General features: G+C 38.6%; 20 protein-coding genes, 3 tRNA genes and 2 pseudogenes. All 25 read left to right on the top strand.

What is annotated here, in order from left to right; translation table 11 throughout:
• Positions 1–72 precede the first annotated feature (72 nt).
• The 25 genes and pseudogenes from pezA (at position 73) to thiI (ending at position 19,539) form a co-directional block, all read left to right on the top strand.
• Positions 73–549 (top strand): type II toxin-antitoxin system antitoxin PezA, encoded by a 477-nt coding sequence (pezA, locus tag ACHBID_RS01750; RefSeq protein WP_000578719.1) that lies wholly within the window; start codon positions 73–75, stop codon positions 547–549.
• The gene (gene pezT, locus ACHBID_RS01745; RefSeq protein WP_001235242.1) at positions 549–1,316 is read left to right on the top strand and encodes a type II toxin-antitoxin system toxin PezT; all 768 of its coding nucleotides are present in this window, start codon (positions 549–551) and stop codon (positions 1,314–1,316) included. Before pezA ends, pezT begins: the two co-directional genes overlap by 1 nt.
• A 69-nt stretch (positions 1,317–1,385) precedes the next feature.
• Positions 1,386–1,469, top strand: coding sequence for a 23S rRNA methyltransferase attenuation leader peptide (locus ACHBID_RS01740; protein WP_001865637.1), 84 nt, complete (start codon positions 1,386–1,388; stop codon positions 1,467–1,469).
• Positions 1,470–1,593: 124 nt separating this feature from the next.
• Positions 1,594–2,331 carry a 23S rRNA (adenine(2058)-N(6))-methyltransferase Erm(B) gene (gene erm(B) / locus ACHBID_RS01735; protein ID WP_336382959.1) on the top strand — a complete coding sequence of 246 codons (738 nt, stop codon included), beginning with the start codon at positions 1,594–1,596 and terminating at the stop codon, positions 2,329–2,331.
• Between the two features lie 169 nt (positions 2,332–2,500).
• Positions 2,501–2,761, top strand: a pseudogene (locus ACHBID_RS01730) (topoisomerase DNA-binding C4 zinc finger domain-containing protein); the annotation flags it as partial.
• Positions 2,762–2,802: 41 nt separating this feature from the next.
• Entirely contained in the window at positions 2,803–3,177 is a 375-nt protein-coding gene (locus ACHBID_RS01725) for a TnpV protein (protein ID WP_044681971.1), read from the top strand.
• Between the two features lie 389 nt (positions 3,178–3,566).
• On the top strand, positions 3,567–5,486 hold the full coding sequence (gene tet(O/W/32/O) / locus ACHBID_RS01720) for a tetracycline resistance ribosomal protection mosaic protein Tet(O/W/32/O) (RefSeq protein ID WP_394731468.1): 1,920 nt from the start codon (positions 3,567–3,569) through the stop codon (positions 5,484–5,486).
• 51 nt (positions 5,487–5,537) lie between these two features.
• A complete protein-coding gene (locus ACHBID_RS01715) occupies positions 5,538–5,711 on the top strand; it encodes a cysteine-rich KTR domain-containing protein (protein ID WP_002779755.1) in 174 nt (57 codons plus the stop codon).
• Between the two features lie 296 nt (positions 5,712–6,007).
• The gene (locus ACHBID_RS01710) at positions 6,008–6,391 is read left to right on the top strand and encodes a protein rep (protein ID WP_269089472.1); all 384 of its coding nucleotides are present in this window, start codon (positions 6,008–6,010) and stop codon (positions 6,389–6,391) included.
• A gap of 103 nt (positions 6,392–6,494) precedes the next feature.
• Positions 6,495–7,898: a tetracycline efflux MFS transporter Tet(L) gene (tet(L), locus tag ACHBID_RS01705; protein ID WP_105160878.1), complete on the top strand. Its 1,404-nt coding sequence runs from the start codon at positions 6,495–6,497 to the stop codon at positions 7,896–7,898.
• A 475-nt stretch (positions 7,899–8,373) separates the two neighbouring features.
• Positions 8,374–9,435, top strand: a pseudogene (locus tag ACHBID_RS01700) (recombinase family protein); the annotation flags it as partial.
• Between the two features lie 33 nt (positions 9,436–9,468).
• Complete coding sequence (locus ACHBID_RS01695) at positions 9,469–10,392, top strand: alpha/beta fold hydrolase (protein ID WP_105111008.1); 924 nt, start codon at positions 9,469–9,471, stop codon at positions 10,390–10,392.
• A gap of 200 nt (positions 10,393–10,592) precedes the next feature.
• The gene (locus tag ACHBID_RS01690; protein WP_105160879.1) at positions 10,593–10,982 is read left to right on the top strand and encodes a SpaA isopeptide-forming pilin-related protein; all 390 of its coding nucleotides are present in this window, start codon (positions 10,593–10,595) and stop codon (positions 10,980–10,982) included.
• 128 nt (positions 10,983–11,110) lie between these two features.
• Positions 11,111–11,830 (top strand): CPBP family intramembrane glutamic endopeptidase, encoded by a 720-nt coding sequence (locus tag ACHBID_RS01685; protein ID WP_105123376.1) that lies wholly within the window; start codon positions 11,111–11,113, stop codon positions 11,828–11,830.
• A 944-nt stretch (positions 11,831–12,774) separates the two neighbouring features.
• Positions 12,775–13,185, top strand: coding sequence for a DUF1801 domain-containing protein (locus tag ACHBID_RS01680; RefSeq protein WP_105123374.1), 411 nt, complete (start codon positions 12,775–12,777; stop codon positions 13,183–13,185).
• Positions 13,186–13,189: 4 nt separating this feature from the next.
• On the top strand, positions 13,190–13,411 hold the full coding sequence (locus ACHBID_RS01675) for a hypothetical protein (protein WP_238140783.1): 222 nt from the start codon (positions 13,190–13,192) through the stop codon (positions 13,409–13,411).
• A 132-nt stretch (positions 13,412–13,543) separates the two neighbouring features.
• Complete coding sequence (locus ACHBID_RS01670; protein ID WP_238140782.1) at positions 13,544–13,780, top strand: YdeI/OmpD-associated family protein; 237 nt, start codon at positions 13,544–13,546, stop codon at positions 13,778–13,780.
• Between the two features lie 189 nt (positions 13,781–13,969).
• Positions 13,970–14,203, top strand: coding sequence for a DUF2969 domain-containing protein (locus tag ACHBID_RS01665; protein ID WP_105111013.1), 234 nt, complete (start codon positions 13,970–13,972; stop codon positions 14,201–14,203).
• A gap of 51 nt (positions 14,204–14,254) precedes the next feature.
• Positions 14,255–14,335, top strand: a tRNA-Tyr gene (locus ACHBID_RS01660).
• 138 nt (positions 14,336–14,473) lie between these two features.
• Positions 14,474–14,545 (top strand) — tRNA-Gln (locus ACHBID_RS01655).
• 123 nt (positions 14,546–14,668) lie between these two features.
• Positions 14,669–15,874: a 30S ribosomal protein S1 gene (gene rpsA, locus ACHBID_RS01650; protein WP_105111014.1), complete on the top strand. Its 1,206-nt coding sequence runs from the start codon at positions 14,669–14,671 to the stop codon at positions 15,872–15,874.
• A gap of 37 nt (positions 15,875–15,911) precedes the next feature.
• Positions 15,912–15,983, top strand: a tRNA-Arg gene (locus tag ACHBID_RS01645).
• A 65-nt stretch (positions 15,984–16,048) separates the two neighbouring features.
• On the top strand, positions 16,049–17,077 hold the full coding sequence (locus ACHBID_RS01640) for a threonine aldolase family protein (protein WP_394731466.1): 1,029 nt from the start codon (positions 16,049–16,051) through the stop codon (positions 17,075–17,077).
• Between the two features lie 100 nt (positions 17,078–17,177).
• Entirely contained in the window at positions 17,178–18,320 is a 1,143-nt protein-coding gene (locus ACHBID_RS01635; protein WP_105123372.1) for a cysteine desulfurase family protein, read from the top strand.
• Position 18,321: 1 nt separating this feature from the next.
• Positions 18,322–19,539, top strand: coding sequence for a tRNA uracil 4-sulfurtransferase ThiI (gene thiI, locus ACHBID_RS01630; RefSeq protein ID WP_105123371.1), 1,218 nt, complete (start codon positions 18,322–18,324; stop codon positions 19,537–19,539).
• Positions 19,540–19,655 lie beyond the last annotated feature (116 nt).

The raw sequence follows: 19,655 nt of genomic DNA, 5'->3' as shown, positions 1-19,655 counted from the left end.
TAATGCACCAAATATGGTGCGTTATCCGTTTTTTATGGTATAATGAAAGCAAATATGAGGAGGTCTTTATCTATGATCGGAGACAATATAAAATCACTACGCCGAACACACGATTTAACACAGCCAGAATTTGCGAAAATGGTTGGGATTTCACGCAATAGCCTGAGTCGCTACGAAAATGGTACCAGCACTGTTTCAACTGAACTCATCGACCGTATTTGTCAGAAATTTAACGTTTCTTATGTCGATATTGTAGGAGAGGACAAGATGTTAACACCTGTCGAAGATTACCATCTGACTTTAAAAGTAGAAGTGATAAAAGAACGTGGAGCAGCCATTTTATCAAAGCTTTATAGATACCAGGATAGTCAAGATATTGTTTTTGATGATGAATCTAATCCTTGGATTTTGATGAGTGATGACTTGGCCGAATTGATCAATACGAAAATTTACCTTGTCGCTACTTTCGATGAAATAGAGCGTTACAATGGCTATTTAGATGGTATAGAGCGGATGTTAGACATGGTGCATCATCGGGTGGTGGCTTAATGAGACTGGAAGAATTTAGTGAGGCTGAGTTTCAGAAGGCCTTGCAGCGAACCATTCGGGCCTTAACCCGAGGAAAGACGATTCCAGATCAACCGAAAGCTATCTTGCTTGGTGGACAAAGCGGAGCAGGTAAGACGACTATTCATCGTATCAAGCAAAAGGAATTTCAAGGTAATATCATTATTATCGATGGTGACAGCTACCGTTCTCAGCATCCCAATTACTTAGCCCTGCAAGAAAAGTATGGCAAGGATAGCGTGGACTATACCAAGGGATTTGCAGGAAAAATGGTAGAACAGTTGGTTGATGAACTCAGTACGCAAGGCTACCATTTGCTGATTGAGGGAACCTTGCGAACTACTCAAGTTCCTCGTCAGACTGCTCAATTATTATCTTCTAAAGGTTACCAAGTTTCCTTAGCAGTGATTGGTACCAAACCAGAGCTTTCTTATCTCAGCACCTTGATTCGTTACGAAGAGCTTTATGCCATCGATCCGACTCAGGCTAGAGCAACACCAAAAGAACACCACGATGGGATTGTTGAGAACTTGGTTGATAACTTGAGGGAGTTAGAAAGTGAAAATCTCTTTGACCAGATTCAAATTTATCAAAGAGATAGAACTTGTATCTATGATTCTGAAACTGCTGAAGGTTCCGCAGCAGAAGTGCTACAAGAATGCCTATTTGGAAAATGGAGCAAGGTAGAGGAGGAGATGGTGAAGGAGAGTGAACTCCTACTTAAGGAATTACTTGAGAAAAATAAATAAATTTTGTATAATAGGAATTGAAGTTAAATTAGATGCTAAAAATTTGTAATTAAGAAGGAGGGATTCGTCATGTTGGTATTCCAAATGCGTAATGTAGATAAAACATCTACTGTTTTGAAACAGACTAAAAACAGTGATTACACAGATAAATAAATACGTTAGATTAATTCCTACCAGTGACTAATCTTATGACTTTTTAAACAGATAACTAAAATTACAAACAAATCGTTTAACTTCTGTATTTGTTTATAGATGTAATCACTTCAGGAGTGATAACATGAACAAAAATATAAAATATTCTCAAAACTTTTTAACGAGTGAAAAAGTACTCAACCAAATAATAAAACAATTGAATTTAAAAGAAACCGATACCGTTTACGAAATTGGAACAGGTAAAGGGCATTTAACGACGAAACTGGCTAAAATAAGTAAACAGGTAACGTCTATTGAATTAGACAGTCATCTATTCAACTTATCGTCAGAAAAATTAAAACTGAATACTCGTGTCACTTTAATTCACCAAGATATTCTACAGTTTCAATTCCCTAACAAACAGAGGTATAAAATTTTTGGGAATATTCCTTACCATTTAAGCACACAAATTATTAAAAAAGTGGTTTTTGAAAGCCGTGCGTCTGACATCTATCTGATTGTTGAAGAAGGATTCTACAAGCGTACCTTGGATATTCACCGAACACTAGGGTTGCTCTTGCACACTCAAGTCTCGATTCAGCAATTGCTTAAGCTGCCAGCGGAATGCTTTCATCCTAAACCAAAAGTAAACAGTGTCTTAATAAAACTTACCCGCCATACCACAGATGTTCCAGATAAATATTGGAAGCTATATACGTACTTTGTTTCAAAATGGGTCAATCGAGAATATCGTCAACTGTTTACTAAAAATCAGTTTCATCAAGCAATGAAACACGCCAAAGTAAACAATTTAAGTACCGTTACTTATGAGCAAGTATTGTCTATTTTTAATAGTTATCTATTATTTAACGGGAGGAAATAATTCTATGAGTCGCTTTTTTAAATTTGGAAAGTTACACGTTACTAAAGGGAATGTAGATAAATTATTAGGTATACTACTGACAGCTTCCAAGGAGCTAAAGAGGTCCCTAGCGCCTACGGGGAATTTGTATCGATAAGGGGTACAAATTCCCACTAAGCGCTCGGGACCCCTTGTAGGAAAATGTCCTAAGTGTGGCAACAATATTGTATTAAAAAAATCGTTTTATGGTTGTTCAAATTATCCTGAATGTACCTTCACTTTAGCTGAACATTTTAGAAAGAAAAAACTCACCAAAACAAATGTAAAAGAATTACTAGAGGGAAAAGAAACCCTGGTAAAAGGAATCAAAACGAAAGATAGAAAGTCCTACAATGCCGTTGTAAAAATCGGAGAAAAGGGATATATTGATTTTATCTCTTTTTCAAAATAAGCATAAAAGCCCTTTAAAGAGGGCTTTTGAGGTAACAGACAATGGCAAAGACAATTTTTGAGGAAATGGGCGGCAAATACGAAAGGCAAGGCGATTATTTAATACCGTGCTTAACTGTACCCGCCGAAGAAGAACAGCCGATAGGCATCTGGGGACAGCGGCATTTGGATTATCTGAAGCATCACTGCAAAGTTACATACACCAATCTTCTTACAAGCGGCAGGCTAAACGCCTACCTTGCCGACATCAACAGACAGGCACAGGAACGCTTTGAAAGGCTCATAGAGGGTATGAAACAGGCACAGGGCATAACGGAACAGCTAAAGGCAGAAAACGCCTTAGAATGGACAGGATGCCTCAATAACATAAGGGCTTGTGCGAGGGAGATTGTGGAAAAGGAAATTATTTTTGCATAAACAGATGATTAGTGGCAGGGGGAAATCCTGCCGCTTTTTCTGCTTTAGTTTGTCAGCTTGACAAATAAAGGGTTAAGGACTTGACAAATAAAGGGTTAAGGAATATAATTAGATTCAGTATTATACAAGGAGTTAATAAATATGCGGCAAGGTATTCTTAAATAAACTGTCAATTTGATAGTGGGAACAAAAAGTAGCAGTCCCGTTTCACTTTTAATATGGGGCTTAGTTTTTTGTACCCAGTTTAAGAATACTTTTATCATGTAATTTTATATGCCCGAAAACATATAAGTGTTTTGGGGCTATTGGAGTTATTTACCCAGTGATAGGAGTATTTATCACTGGGTATTTTTATGCCCTTTTTTGGGTGTTGATAGGAGGAAAATCACATGAAAATAATTAACTTAGGCATTCTGGCTCACGTTGACGCAGGAAAGACAACATTAACGGAGAGTTTATTGTATACCAGTGGTGCAATTGCAGAACCAGGGAGCGTAGATAAAGGCACAACAAGGACAGATACAATGAATTTGGAGCGTCAAAGGGGAATCACTATCCAGACAGCAGTGACATCTTTTCAGTGGGAGGATGTAAAAGTCAACATTATAGATACGCCAGGCCATATGGATTTTTTGGCGGAAGTATACCGTTCTTTATCCGTATTAGACGGAGCAGTATTATTAGTTTCTGCAAAGGATGGCATACAGGCACAGACCCGTATACTGTTTCATGCACTACAGACAATGAAGATTCCGACAATTTTTTTCATCAATAAAATTGACCAAGAGGGGATTGATTTGCAGAGCGTGGTTCAGTCTGTTCGGGATAAGCTCTCCGCCGATATTATCATCAAGCAGACGGTGTCGCTGTCCCCGGAAATAGTCCTGGAGGAAAATACCGACATAGAAGCATGGGATGCGGTCATCGAAAATAACGATAAATTATTGGAAAAGTATATCGCAGGAGAACCAATCAGCCGGGAAAAACTTGTGCGGGAGGAACAGCGGCGGGTTCAAGACGCCTCCCTGTTCCCGGTCTATTATGGCAGCGCCAAAAAGGGCCTTGGCATTCAACCGTTGATGGATGCGGTGACAGGGCTGTTCCAACCGATTGGGGAACAGGGGAGCGCCGCCCTATGCGGCAGCGTTTTCAAGGTGGAGTATACAGATTGCGGCCAGCGGCGTGTCTATCTACGGCTATACAGCGGAACGCTGCGCCTGCGGGATACGGTGGCCCTGGCCGGGAGAGAAAAGCTGAAAATCACAGAGATGCGTATTCCATCCAAAGGGGAAATTGTTCGGACAGACACCGCTTATCCGGGAGAAATTGTTATTTTAGCTGATGATACTTTGAAACTGAACGACATTCTAGGAAATGAAAAACTCCTGCCTCATAAAACACGGATTGATAATCCCATGCCATTACTTCGGACAACGGTAGAGCCGCAAAAGCCGGAGCAAAGGGAAGCCCTGTTAAATGCCCTCGCAGAGATTGCTGATACAGACCCTCTTTTGCATTTTGACATTGATACTGTTACACATGAGATTATGTTATCTTTTTTGGGAAAAGTACAGTTAGAAGTTATTTGTTCGCTATTAGAAGAAAAATATCATGTGGGCGTGGCTATGAAAGAGCCTTCGGTTATTTATCTGGAAAGACCGCTTAGAAAAGCAGAATATACCATCCACATAGAAGTCCCGCCAAATCCTTTCTGGGCTTCTGTCGGGTTGTCCATAGAGCCGCTCCCTATTGGAAGCGGAGTGCAGTATGAAAGCAGAGTTTCACTTGGATATTTAAATCAATCGTTCCAAAATGCGGTTATGGAGGGGGTTCTTTATGGCTGCGAGCAGGGGCTGTATGGATGGAAAGTGACAGACTGTAAAATCTGTTTTGAATATGGATTGTATTATAGTCCTGTAAGTACCCCCGCAGACTTTCGGCTGCTTTCCCCTATCGTATTGGAGCAGGCTTTAAAAAAAGCAGGGACAGAACTATTAGAGCCATATCTCCACTTTGAAATTTATGCACCGCAGGAATATCTCTCACGGGCGTATCATGATGCTCCAAGGTATTGTGCAGATATTGTAAGTACTCAGATAAAGAATGACGAGGTCATTCTGAAAGGAGAAATCCCTGCTAGATGTATTCAAGAATACAGGAACGATTTAACTTATTTCACAAATGGGCAGGGAGTCTGCTTGACAGAGTTAAAAGGATACCAGCCAGCTATTGGTAAATTTATTTGCCAACCCCGCCGCCCGAATAGCCGTATAGATAAGGTTCGGCATATGTTCCACAAGTTAGCTTAACAGCTTGCAAAAGTCATATAAAATGAGATTTGAAAGGATTAGAGACTAATTATGATGAAATGCGAATGGATATTGTGTCCTGTTTGTGGGAGCAAAACCCGTAATAAAATTAGGAAGGACACTGTTTTGGAGAATTATCCCCTTTATTGTCCAAAATGCAGACAAGAAAGATTGATTAAAGTTGACAACTTGAAGATAACTGTCATCAAAGAGCCAGACGCTTAAGACGCAGAGCCGATGAAATTGTGGAACAATTCACGAATCATCGGCTCTTTTTGTTTCGTATTTGAAAGAACAAACTCACCAAATAAAAAAAACGATATTCGGGTGGGTTATTTTGTTATACTTATTTGTCCTATAAACTATTTAGCAGCATAATAGATTTATTGAAGAAGAAGCTGTTAGATTAATTTTAGGTGTTGATAAAAACAGCATAAAAGATATGTATAGCTTATTGAAAAAGAAATATAACCCTCAAAATAAGCCTGTTTCTTTTGCTGAAAATGAATTGCTAGAAATGGATTCAATTTTGGAAAAAGGCAATGAAATTAGACTATGATCCAAATGTAAAAGTTCAAATGATTCGACCGAAAAATAAATATAAATCGGATATACAATCGGCAATTGACGAAACTGCAAAATATCCTGTAAAGGATACGGATTTTATGACCGATGATGAAGAAAAGAATTTGAAACGTTTGTCTGATTTGGAGGAAGGTTTACACCGTAAAAGGTTAATCTCCTATGGTGGTTTGTTAAAAGAAATACATAAAAAATTAAACCTTGATGACACAGAAGAAGGCGATTTGATTCATACAGATGATGACGAAAAAGCCGATGAAGATGGATTTTCTATTATTGCAATGTGGAATTGGGAACGGAAAAATTATTTTATTAAAGAGTAGTTCAACAAACGGGCCATATTGTTGTATAAGTGATGAAATACTGAATTTAAAACTTAGTTTATATGTGGTAAAATGTTTTAATCAAGTTTAGGAGGAATTAATTATGAAGTGTAATGAATGTAACAGGGTTCAATTAAAAGAGGGAAGCGTATCATTTTTACGACACAACCAAATTTTAATTTGGCTTTGCATTTTATCTTTTTTTAGCGTATTAAATGAAATGGTTTTGAACGTCTCATTACCTGATATTGCAAATGATTTTAATAAATCACCGGCGAGTACAAGCTGGGTGAACACAGCCTTTATGTTAACCTTTTCTATTGGAACAGCTCTATATGGAAAGCTATCTGATCAATTAGGCATCAAAAGGTTACTCCTATTTGGAATTATAATAAATTGTTTCGGGTCGGTAATTGGGTTTGTTGGACATTCTTTTTTTCCCATACTTATTCTGGCTCGATTTATTCAAGGAGCTGGTGCAGCTGCATTTCCAGCACTCGTGATGGTTGTAGTTGCGCGCTATATTCCAAAGGAAAATAGGGGTAAAGCGTTTGGTCTTATTGGCTCCATAGTAGCTATGGGAGAAGGTATCGGTCCAGCTATTGGTGGAATGATAGCCCATTATATTCATTGGTCCTATCTTCTACTCATTCCTATGATAACAATTATCACTGTTCCGTTTCTTATGAAATTATTAAAGAAAGAAGTAAGGATAAAAGGTCATTTTGATATCAAAGGAATTATACTAATGTCTGTAGGCATTGTATTTTTTATGTTGTTTACAACATCATATAGCATTTCTTTTCTTATCGTTAGCGTGCTGTCATTCCTGATATTTGTAAAACATATCAGGAAAGTAACAGATCCTTTTGTTGATCCCGGATTAGGGAAAAATATACCTTTTATGATTGGAGTTCTTTGTGGGGGAATTATATTTGGAACAGTAGCAGGGTTTGTCTCTATGGTTCCTTATATGATGAAAGATGTTCACCAGCTAAGTACTGCCGAAATCGGAAGTGTAATTATTTTCCCTGGAACAATGAGTGTCATTATTTTCGGCTACATTGGTGGGATACTTGTTGATAGAAGAGGTCCTTTATACGTGTTAAACATCGGAGTTACATTTCTTTCTGTTAGCTTTTTAACTGCTTCCTTTCTTTTAGAAACAACATCATGGTTCATGACAATTATAATCGTATTTGTTTTAGGTGGGCTTTCGTTCACCAAAACAGTTATATCAACAATTGTTTCAAGTAGCTTGAAACAGCAGGAAGCTGGTGCTGGAATGAGTTTGCTTAACTTTACCAGCTTTTTATCAGAGGGAACAGGTATTGCAATTGTAGGTGGTTTATTATCCATACCCTTACTTGATCAAAGGTTGTTACCTATGGAAGTTGATCAGTCAACTTATCTGTATAGTAATTTGTTATTACTTTTTTCAGGAATCATTGTCATTAGTTGGCTGGTTACCTTGAATGTATATAAACATTCTCAAAGGGATTTCTAAATCGTTAAGGGATCAACTTTGGGAGAGAGTTCAAAATTGATCCTTTTTTTATAACAGGAATTCAAATCTTTTTGTTCCATTAAAGGGCGCGATTGCTGAATAAAAGATACGAGAGACCTCTCTTGTATCTTTTTTATTTTGAGTGGTTTTGTCCGTTACACTAGAAAACCGAAAGACAATAAAAATTTTATTCTTGCTGAGTCTGGCTTTCGGTAAGCTAGACAAAACGGACAAAATAAAAATTGGCAAGGGTTTAAAGGTGGAGATTTTTTGAGTGATCTTCTCAAAAAATACTACCTGTCCCTTGCTGATTTTTAAACGAGCACGAGAGCAAAACCCCCCTTTGCTGAGGTGGCAGAGGGCAGGTTTTTTTGTTTCTTTTTTCTCGTAAAAAAAAGAAAGGTCTTAAAGGTTTTATGGTTTTGGTCGGCACTGCCGACAGCCTCGCAGAGCACACACTTTATGAATATAAAGTATAGGAATCATAAAGAATGAAAAATATAAAGGCGATATTCTAATGGGCAAAACTTTTACAGTGGATCCAATAAGCAAGAGACGTTTAAGTAATTTTGGTGAAGAAGATAAGTACTACATCAAAGATAATCATGAACCTATAATATCTAAAGAAGACTTTGAGAAAGCTCAGGAGATTAGACTGCGTCGAGCAGGAAATAAGAAGACTGCTGCAAATGTAAATGGTAAGCGTGAACGCTATTCAAAAATGTATGCTTTTAGTAGCATGTTAGAATGTGGTTTTTGTGGTTCAATATTATCTAGAAGAAGTTGGCACTGCCGTTCAGATTATCGTAAGGTTGTGTGGCACTGTGTTACATCGATAAAGAAAGGAAAGAAATTTTGTAAGCATAGTAAAGGATTAGAAGAGCTCGCTATTGAGGGGGCTTTCATGGAAGCTTACAGACAACTTTATCATTCAAATGAAAACTTAATGACAGACTTACTTGAAACGATTGAATCTGAATTGAATGACAATAGCCTTAGCAAGGAATTAAAAAGGATTACAAACAAACTTCGAACATTACTAAAAAAAGAGGAAAATCTTGTAAATCTAAGGCTCAAAGGGAAAATTAGCGATACCATATACAATGAAAAGTACAATGAAATTTCCTCAGAAAAAGAGTTTCTAGCAGAAGAGAAGGTAAATATTGAAACAACCTTAAAATCAGAAATCGATGTAAAGAAAAGACTAACTGAGTTTAAGCACTTGCTATCTTCACAGAAAATGCTTACGGAGTTTGATCGTGCAGTTTTTGAAAGTATTGTTGAGAAAATTATTGTAGGTGGAGTTAATAGCGACGGAGAAATTGATCCTGCAATGTTAACCATAATATTCAAAACAGGTGAAACTCAAAACAAGGATGGTAAACAATTTAAAAGTAAACGTAAAAATGCTAAACTAGAAACAGATAAATTGTGTCCTCAAAACAGTGACGAGGATAAAAAATTGTATTCTCAAGGACCAGACTACACATGTGGAGAGTGTAGTATTGATGTCACGAGCGTAAACGAAGTGTATTAATAATTATATTGTAATTAGATAGTAGGTGAAATTATGATTACTAAAAAAATTAAATCTAAGCGAGATGGACTGGAGCTCGAACTTGCTATTATAGAGCCAAGCTCTAATCCTATTGGAATTGTTCAGTTAGTTCATGGAATGTCAGAACATAAAGAAAGATACTACGATTTTATGAATTACTTAGCTCAAAACGGTTATGTCTGTGCGATTCATGACCATAGAGGTCACGGAGCTAGCGTTAAAGACTCATCTCACTTAGGATATTTTTATACAGAGGACAGCTCTGTTATTGTTGACGATGCTTATCAAGTGACAGAATACTTAAAAGAAAGATATCCTTCGTTAAGTATTTCAATATTTAGTCATAGCATGGGCACTCTTGTTTCTAGAAATTATTTAAAGAAATACGATTACGAGCTTGATAAAATAGTTTTATGTGGGCCACCAACTGAGAATAAATTAGCGGGATTTGCAGTATTTTTAGCAAAAATAAGCAGTGTTTTTTATGGCAAATATAAGCCCAATAAATTTTTTAATTCTTTATCAGCCGGTCAATATAGCAAGGGATATGAAAGCCAGCTAGATTGGATTTGCGCTAATCCAGACACAGTCAAGGAATACGATGCAGATCCGCTTTGTGGTTTTATATTTACTACAAATGCATTTATCAATCTTTTTAAATTATTAAAATCAGCGTACAATGGCAAAGACTGGAGACCAAAAAACACTGCTTTACCAATATTTTTAATAGCTGGAGAAGATGATCCTGTTATTCAAGGAAACGAAAAGTTTAAGGGTTTAGAAGGATTCTTAAAAAGTCTTGGATATAAAAACATTAAAAGCAAGCTTTATAAAGGTATGAGACATGAAATACTTAATGAAAGAGATAAAGAAACTATTTATCAGGACGTGCTAGAATTTTTACGCTCTGATACAAATAAAAAAGAAAAGATTTAGAATGTACTGACCCCAAAAAGTTGGACAAATAATTATTGAAAGGATTTAGTTCTGTATTGGACAGGACTAATGTTACTGCTTGCAAAAACTATTTATTATTAATAGAATGGAACAGATTGGATGGTAAAGGTATGATTAGAAAATTTCAAAAAGAAGATATTGAAAAGTAATATGGGATTGGCAAATGCAACATTTGATTTATTCTTGGTAAAAGTCGGCTCTGCTCAGGTAAACCTATAAAAACTGTGACAACAGGGGCTGACGGTAAGGCTATAATTGATGAGCTGGATTATGACAAAGAGTATATATTGGTTGAAACAAAGGCTCCTAACGGATATGTTTTAAATAAGGAACCTGTAAAAGTTAATGTAAAAGATTTGGATGAGGGTGAAGCCGTTATAAAGCTTTCTGTTAAAAATGATAAGGATAACAAAACTAATCCTCCTGCAAATGTTCCTACGGTAGTTAAGAAATATAAAGCTCCGGAAACCGGAGATAGCTCCAACATTAGTTTTTACTTGGTGACAGGCGTTGTTGCTTTGTTTATGTTGCTTGGATTGATTGGTAAGAACCATAGAAAGAATAATTGATTAGTCAGATGAATTAGAATGGCTTACATATAGCTATCTCTATATTGTAGTGGACTTAGAGGCAAAATCAAAGCACTTCAAGCAAATAATTGGAGGACTTTTTGATAGATGAAAGCAGGAGGTTGTATATGAAGAAGAACTATATTTTATTAACAGCGTATATGATTATAATGGGAATAGGACTTTTTATAAGTAATCATTTCTTAAATACTCCATATAATTCAACGGAGTTCAGCAGGAAGTTTTTGCCGTTTATGTTTATATTAGCGATATTGGTTTTGTACTACGGCATAAAAAATAAAAATGAATTAACCTTGCACTCAGAAAGCAAGCCGAGCTATGTATTTTCAGCACTTTTGTTCATCCCTGTAGTAGGGTTTGGACTATATTCAATTGTCAGAGGATTTAGTCCGGATTTAGCATTTGTTATATTGATAATAGATACTGCTTTGATTGGAATAGCTGAAGAAGGCATGTACAGAGGGATATTGCTTGGTGCAATGGCGAAGAAGATGAATCCGGCTCTTGCCATACTGCTATCTTCAGTGCTATTTTGTGCATTACATTTAATAAATGTTATAGGAGGTCTATCAGTCTCCGAGCTAATGGGACAACTTTGCTCAACCTTTGTTATGGGAGTGTTCTTAGGAGCTATGTATTTGGACACACGAAAAATACTGTTCCCTATAATTTTCCATTCTCTTTGGGATTACATATTGCTCAGCGGTAGCCTTGCAGAAGTTCAAATTCTGCCTATAGTATTGATAGGGGTATATGTTTTAGAGGTGGTTATTTCCCTTGTAATAATAATTAAACTTCTAAGGAAAAAAGAAAGTTTTTTCAGCTAGTAAGGGAATACAATTTTATATGCTTCTCCGACATTCAGATTGGTCGAGGTGAACGAAACTTAATAAAACTGAATAAAACTGAATTCAAAGATATAAGGCGATAGAAATGGAGTATCATACCCCAAAATCTATCGTCTTTTCTGGTGTCCGAAGTTAAAATGAGAGGGATGCGAAAGCGGAATGTGATTGTTTTTACCACCAATCCTCCTTATGAGGTAGTCGCTCTGCTGGTGAAAGCCTAGAAACCTTTGAATGAAAGCATATTGAAAAGCCTTGGAGACAAGGCTTTTTAGCTTGGGGTGGGGAAGTATCAGAGTAAGAAAATTTTTAGAGGGAGTAGAAGTGATAGCTAGAAATTATCCAATTCTATTTCCATTTACCCTGTGGGTACGTGTTTATTTCCATTGACAAGGAGTTTTGGGGAATAGAAACGTAACTACCTTTAAATCGTTTAAATGATTACCCCTGAAAGTGGAGAGAAAGGGAAATGAGTAGATGTGAAATGTGATATAATAAAAGAAAAATTATTGTATAGAATGAGAAGAGAGTATGAAATATAATGACTTCATAAAAGAAACTATAATGGATTTCAGTTCTATAGAGTTTAAGAATATCAAAGCTTTACTTATTTGGAGAGTATATTCAATTTTCCTTTTTGGAGGATAATCGGATTGATCAGTATATTTTTTCTGAAAAATTATGTGATTATTTAGAAAAATTGGAATTGAAGACCAAGATACCTTTTCAAAAACACTCTTTAATTCCAAATATTGGATGGAATTTAGTTTTAAAATCAATTGTACTATCAAAAATAAAACAAGATATTAAGGAGAAAATAGATGCAAGATAGTCTACGTACACTTGGATATAAAACTAGGGAAATGTTGTAACTAAATTTTATAATCCTTGGATATTATTAGAGCCACTCATCAGAAAGGAAATCTATGTCAAAATTTTCCCCTACTGGACAGTCGGTCCATGAATTGTTTGCAGAATTGAAAACAGTCCGTAAGCAGGAAGATGCCTACAAATTACTAGAATTGCACCAGCGCATCAGCCAGGAGGAAGCTGTCGTTTGGTATCCCAGCATTATTGGCTTTGGTTGCTACCATTATAAGTATGATAGTGGGACGGAAGGAGATTCACCCATTCTCGCTTTTGCGGCCAGACAGGCCAAGATTAGTCTTTATATTGATCAAAATCTGCCTGGACGCCAGGAGCTATTGGACCGTTTGGGCAAGCATAAGGCAGCAGTTGGTTGTGTCTATGTTAATAAATTGGCAGACATTGATATGGAAGTTCTAGAGGAAATTCTGGTCAAATCTATTGAATACCACCGTCAAAAAGGGGAGTAAAATCATGGATGAAACCTTATTGAAAAAGCTAAAGTTGGATAAGTTCACAGATGTGGCTATGATGAAACCAGCGCAGGAGGAAGAAACTGCTTTTGATGGCTATGGCTTTCCGACAGAAGTAGCGGAGAAACTTGAGCTTGGGCTAGCCTACGTTTATAGCTTAGAGGAGATGAAGAACATAATTTTGCAGGCATCTGCACAACATCTCCTAGTTGAAAATGGTTAGCTTTATCTCTTCTATCCCAAAAATAAAAACAAGCTAGGGCACGCTCCCATTCATCGAGATCACATTTTTCCCTATCTAGAAGTTACTGATGAGGATGGCTATATCAAGGGCACAGCCTACAAGTTCAATCGAATGGTAGCGCTTGATGACAACTACACCATGGTGGCAGTCAAATTCCAACCAGAAACAAAGGTCCAGTCAAGCAGTCGATCGTCAGCCAGAGTAGGCGATTATCTGGATAAGGTCGCAGACATTGAGGGGTTTTTGGAACATCATCCAAAAGAATTGAGCTTTTATCAGAGTTTAACGCCAGGCTATCAACGAGATTGGGCCAGGTATGTTTACTCAGCCAAGACAGAGGCCACGTAGAACAAGCGTCTGGCTGAAATGGTTGATATTTTAGAACAAGGCTACAAGACAAAGCAATTGTATCGAGAAGGTAAAAAATAATTGTTTATCATAGTAAAAAATGTAAATCCGAACAAATAGTAAAATAGGAGCGCTTGCACTTGCATGCTCTTCTATTTTTTTGTAGAATAGTAAAAGTGAGGTTTTAAAATGAGTAAAAAAGATAAAAAAATTGAAATCCAACTAGAAGATAGCAAGGTTGTGGTTAATAAAGAAGAATTTTCAGGCTATCGTTTGGTTATCGGAAAAAAAGTTATCGGTGAGATTGCTGAATTTGAAGAAAAAAATCTTGCAGTGGTAAAAAACGGAGCTGTTGATAGTTTTTATAAATCTTTGGAATCAGCAGTAGCAAATATTATCGAAAATTACAATTTAAGCAATTAGAAGACTTGTAATTATCACTATTCTATGGTAGAATAGTGAATGTTAGTGCGCGGAGAGATAGCGAAGAGGCTAAACGCGGCGGACTGTAAATCCGCTCCTTCGGGTTCGGGGGTTCGAATCCCTCTCTCTCCATATCTAAGATACTAAGGGCGTCAAACGCACAGTAAAAATAGGAAGTTGACAGCAAATCCTGATTTGCTAGGCAACTTATCTTTTTTACACAGCGTTTAGCCCGAGTTCATTTCAGAACGTTATCTTAGTGGTGTATTTTGGGGTATCGCCAAGCGGTAAGGCAAGGGACTTTGACTCCCTCATGCGTTGGTTCGAATCCAGCTACCCCAGTCAAGGTATTAGGTTTATCCTAATTCGTCAAAGATGTCCATATTGTTGTTGTCCTTGCGTGTGCCTTAATAAAATATATTTTATGTTGGGTCGGGAGGCCCGATTGTCGGAGGTTTATTTATAATGAACGAATTTGAAGATTTGTTGAACAGTGTAAGCGAAGTTACACCTGGTGATGTCGTAACTGCAGAAGTATTGACAGTTGATGCTGGTCAAGCGAATGTAGCTATTTCAGGTACTGGTGTAGAAGGCGTATTGACTCTTCGTGAGTTGACAAACGACCGTGATGCTGATATCAACGACCTTGTTAAAGTTGGTGAAACACTTGAATTGCTTGTGCTTCGTCAAGTAGTAGGGAAAGATACTGACACTGTTACATATCTTGTTTCTAAGAAACGTTTGGAAGCACGTAAAGCATGGGACAAGCTTGTTGGTCGTGAAGACGAAGTTGTTACAGTTAAAGTTACTCGTGCCGTTAAAGGCGGTCTTGCAGTTGAATTTGAAGGTCTTCGTGGATTTATCCCAGCTTCAATGATCGATAGCCGTTTCACTCGTAACACTGAGCGCTTTGTAGGTCAAGAATTTGATGCTAAAATCAAAGAAGTTGATCCAGCAGAAAACCGCTTCATCTTGTCACGACGTGACGTTGTTGAAGAATCAGCAGCAGCAGCACGTGCAGAAGTATTTGGTAAGTTGTCAGTAGGTGAAGTTGTAACTGGTAAAGTTGCTCGTATCACTAGCTTCGGTGCTTTCATCGACCTTGGTGGTGTTGATGGTTTGGTTCACTTAACTGAATTGTCACATGAGCGTAACGTATCTCCTAAATCAGCAGTTACTGTTGGTGAAGAAGTTGAAGTTAAAGTTCTTGCTATCGACGAAGTTGAAGGTCGCGTATCATTGTCATTGAAAGCTACACAGCCTGGTCCGTGGGACGGCGTTGAGCAAAAATTGGCAGCTGGTGATGTGATTGAAGGTAAAGTGAAACGTTTGACTGACTTCGGTGCTTTCGTTGAAGTATTGCCAGGTATCGATGGTTTGGTACACATCTCACAAATTTCACACAAACGTGTTGAAAATCCAAAAGATGCTTTGTCAGTAGGTCAAGAAGTTACTGTTAAAGTTCTTGAAGTGAATGCAGCTGATGAGCGTGTATCACTTTCTATTAAGGCTTTGGAAGAGCGTCCAGCAGCAGCTGAAGGCGAAGAAAAAGCTGAAAAACGTGCACCACGTCCACGTCGTCAAAAACGCGAAGAAAAACGTGACTTCGAATTGCCAGAAACACAAACTGGTTTCTCAATGGCAGACCTTTTCGGTGACATTGAATTGTAATTCGATTAAAAACTTGCCTTGCGCAAGTTTTTCCTTTCCACCCTTAGTGTAATGGATATCACGTAAGATTCCGGTTCTTGAGATGGGGGTTCGATTCCCTCAGGGTGGACTAAATAGTAGAAGAAGCCTGGTGTGCAGGCTTTTTCTATATTCTTTTGATTTTGGAGGCCAACCATGCTACATTTTGAAAATGACTACAACAAAGGTGCCCACCCAGTTCTGCTTGAAGCCTTGGTTGCTAGCAACCAAGAAGGTTTATCTGGCTATGGAACGGATAAATATACCCAGTCAGCTATTGAGAAAATTCGAAAGGCGATCGCTTGTCCTCAAGCTCAAATCACTTTTCTGGCTGGAGGTACTCAGACCAATCAGATTGCCATCAATTCCATGCTGGCTTCTTATGAGGGTGTGATTGCCGCAAATACAGGCCATATTTCTACACATGAGGCAGGTGCTATTGAATTTTCTGGACACAAGGTTTTGACACTGCTGCATCATGAAGGGAAAATAACGGCAAGTGAGGTTGATAATTTCATCAAAGATTTCTATGCTGATGCTAATCATGCCCATATGGTTCATCCAGGAATGGTTTATATTTCTCACCCGACTGAATATGGTACGCTTTATAGCAAAACAGAGTTAGAAGACTTGTCCAAAGTTTGCCAGCAGCACAATATTCCGCTCTTTTTAGACGGTGCTCGCTTGGGTTATGGGCTTGCTGCACGCGATACGGATCTTGATTTGCAGGCCATAGCAGAGCTGACAGATGTCTTCTACATCGGAGGGACAAAACTTGGCGCCTTGTTGGGAGAAGCTCTTGTATTTACAAAGAATAATCAGCCAAAGAATTTTGTATCTATTGTCAAACATCACGGTGCCTTGTTAGCTAAGGGACGATTGATTGGAGTCCAGTTTGATCGATTGTTCACTGATGATCTCTATATGAGCATCGGACGGCATGCGATCGACATGGCAGAGCAACTCAAGGCAGTTTTAGTTGAAAAAGGCTATCGGTTTTATCTCAATTCGCCGACTAATCAGCAGTTTATTATTGTCAAAAATGAAGAGTTGCCGAAATTGTCTGAATCAGGCATTGCTTACAGTTTCTGGGAAAAATATGATGATAGTCACAGTATCATACGCTTTGCAACTAGCTGGTCAACTAGCCAGGCTGACATCGAACGGTTGAAAGAAATTTTATAGGTATGCAAGACAGTCCGTGGGCTGTCTTTTCGTAGTGATGGTTGGCAAAAGCTGGTAAAAAGTGATAAAATAGGACTATTGCAAACAAAGGAATGATATCATGATTTATTTTGATAACGCAGCGACGACTCAGGTCTATCCTGAGACGCTCAAGACCTATACAGAAGTAGCGACAAAAATTTGGGGCAATCCGTCTAGTCTGCACAATTTGGGCAGTCAGGCGACCCGTATCTTAGAGGCCTCCCGTAAGCAAATTGCAGAATTGCTAGGCAAGGATAGCAAGGAAATCTTTTTTACCTCTGGTGGTACAGAGGGGGACAACTGGGTTCTCAAGGGGGTTGCCTTTGAACGGTCGCATTTGGGCAAGCATATCATTGTGTCTGACATTGAGCATCCAGCGGTCAAGGAATCCGCCCTTTGGCTCCAATCGCAGGGATTTGAGGTGGATTTTGCGCCGGTCAATGCCCAAGGGTTTGTGGACGTTTCGGCATTGGAGAGCTTGTTACGTCCCGATACGATTTTGGTATCCGTCATGGCAGTCAACAATGAAATTGGCTCTATCCAGCCGATTGCGGAAATTTCAAACTTGCTGATGGACAAACCGACTATTTCCTTCCACGTGGATGCTGTTCAGGCTATCACTAAAATCCCGACAGAACGATTTTTGACGGAACGCGTTGATTTTGCGACCTTCTCTGGTCATAAATTCCATTCAGTTCGTGGAGTCGGCTTTATCTATGTCAAATCTGGTAAGAAAATTTCTCCGCTTTTGACAGGCGGTGGTCAAGAGAGTGACAAGAGATCAACAACGGAAAATGTGGCTGGTATTGCAGCAACTGCTAAAGCGCTCCGCCTCAGTTTGGACAAGGCGCAGGATAGCCAGAAACGATTGTCTGCCATGAAGCAAATCCTCTTGGAAGAACTCAGCACATTTGACCATGTGACTGTTTTTTCAGGCATGGATAATTTTGCACCAAGTATTTTGACCTTTGGCATTAAAAATATCCGTGGTGAAGTCATCGTCCATGCCTTTGAAGACCACCAGATTTACATTTCGACCACTTCAGCCTGCTCGTCCAAGGCTGGAAAACCGGCTGGAACCTTGATTGCCATGGGAGTACCGCAGAAGCTGGCTCAAACGGCCGTCCGTATCAGCTTAGACGATGATAATGACATGGGGCAAATCGAGCAATTCCTCACGATTTTCAAGCAAATTTATCACAATACACAGAAAGTAAGGTAGAATGAACTATTCAGAAATTATGATTCGCTATGGCGAATTGTCAACCAAAGGGAAAAACAAGATGCGGTTTGTCAACAAACTCCGCAATAATATCAAACATGTCCTTTCTGTCTACCCAGAAGTGACCGTTTATTTTGACCGTGATCGTGGTCATGTCTATTTGAACGGGGCAGATTATCAGGAAGTTTCAGCTTCTTTGAAGAAGATTTTTGGGATCCAAAATTTCGCACCGTCTTATAAGATTGAGAAGTCTGTTCCAGCCTTGAAAGAAGCGGTTGTGGAGATTATGCAGTCCATTTACAAGGAAGGGATGACCTTCAAGATTGCTGCGCGTCGTAGCGACCACAGCTTTGAATTGGATAGCCGTGACCTTAACCAAGTCCTAGGAGATGTGGTTTTCACAGCCATTCCAAATGTACAGGTACAGATGAAGTCGCCAGATATTACCTTGCGAGTGGAAATCCGTCCAGACGCAGCTTATATTTCCCATGAAGAAATCAAGGGGGCAGGCGGTCTTCCAGTTGGAACATCTGGAAAAGGAACGCTTATGTTATCAGGTGGTATTGATTCGCCTGTTGCGGGCTATTTAGCACTGAAACGTGGGGTAGAAATTGAAGCTCTTCACTTTGCTAGCCCTCCATACACTAGTCCAGGTGCTCTTAAAAAAGCCCATGATTTGACCCGTAAATTGACTGCCTTTGGTGGTAATATCACCTTTATCGAAGTACCATTTACAGAAATTCAGGAAGAAATCAAGGAAAAAGCACCTGAAGCTTATTTGATGACCTTGACACGCCGCTTCATGATGCGGATTACAGACCGAGTACGGGAAGAGCGTGGTGCTATGGTTATTATCAATGGTGAAAGTCTAGGACAAGTGGCAAGTCAGACCCTGGAATCCATGCAGGCTATCAATGCGGTGACAAATACACCTGTTATCCGTCCAGTTGTGACCATGGACAAGTTGGAAATCATTGATATTGCTCAGGAAATTGATACCTTTGATATTTCCATCCAGCCATTTGAGGATTGCTGTACCATCTTTGCCCCTGACCGTCCAAAAACCAATCCGAAAATCAAACATGTCGAGCAGTACGAAGCTCGCATGGATGTAGAAGGATTGGTAGAACGTGCTGTTGCAGGAATTATTGTGACAGAAATTACTCCAAAAGTGGAAGCAAAAGATGAGATTGACAATTTAATCGAAGATTTACTGTAAACTGTTGATGAAGTTTAATGTCTGACACGGTTGGGAAAGAATAGACAGCTTTAGAAAGAAATTCATTCGCGCATCAAATGAAGGTTAATTTTAACTTGATTTGATGCGTTTTTTAA

This window comes from Streptococcus sp. A25 (assembly GCF_043674095.1).
GTDB lineage: Bacteria > Bacillota > Bacilli > Lactobacillales > Streptococcaceae > Streptococcus > Streptococcus suis_V.
Note: the sequence above shows the minus strand (reverse complement) of the source record. Positions and strands in the feature narration are given on the sequence as shown.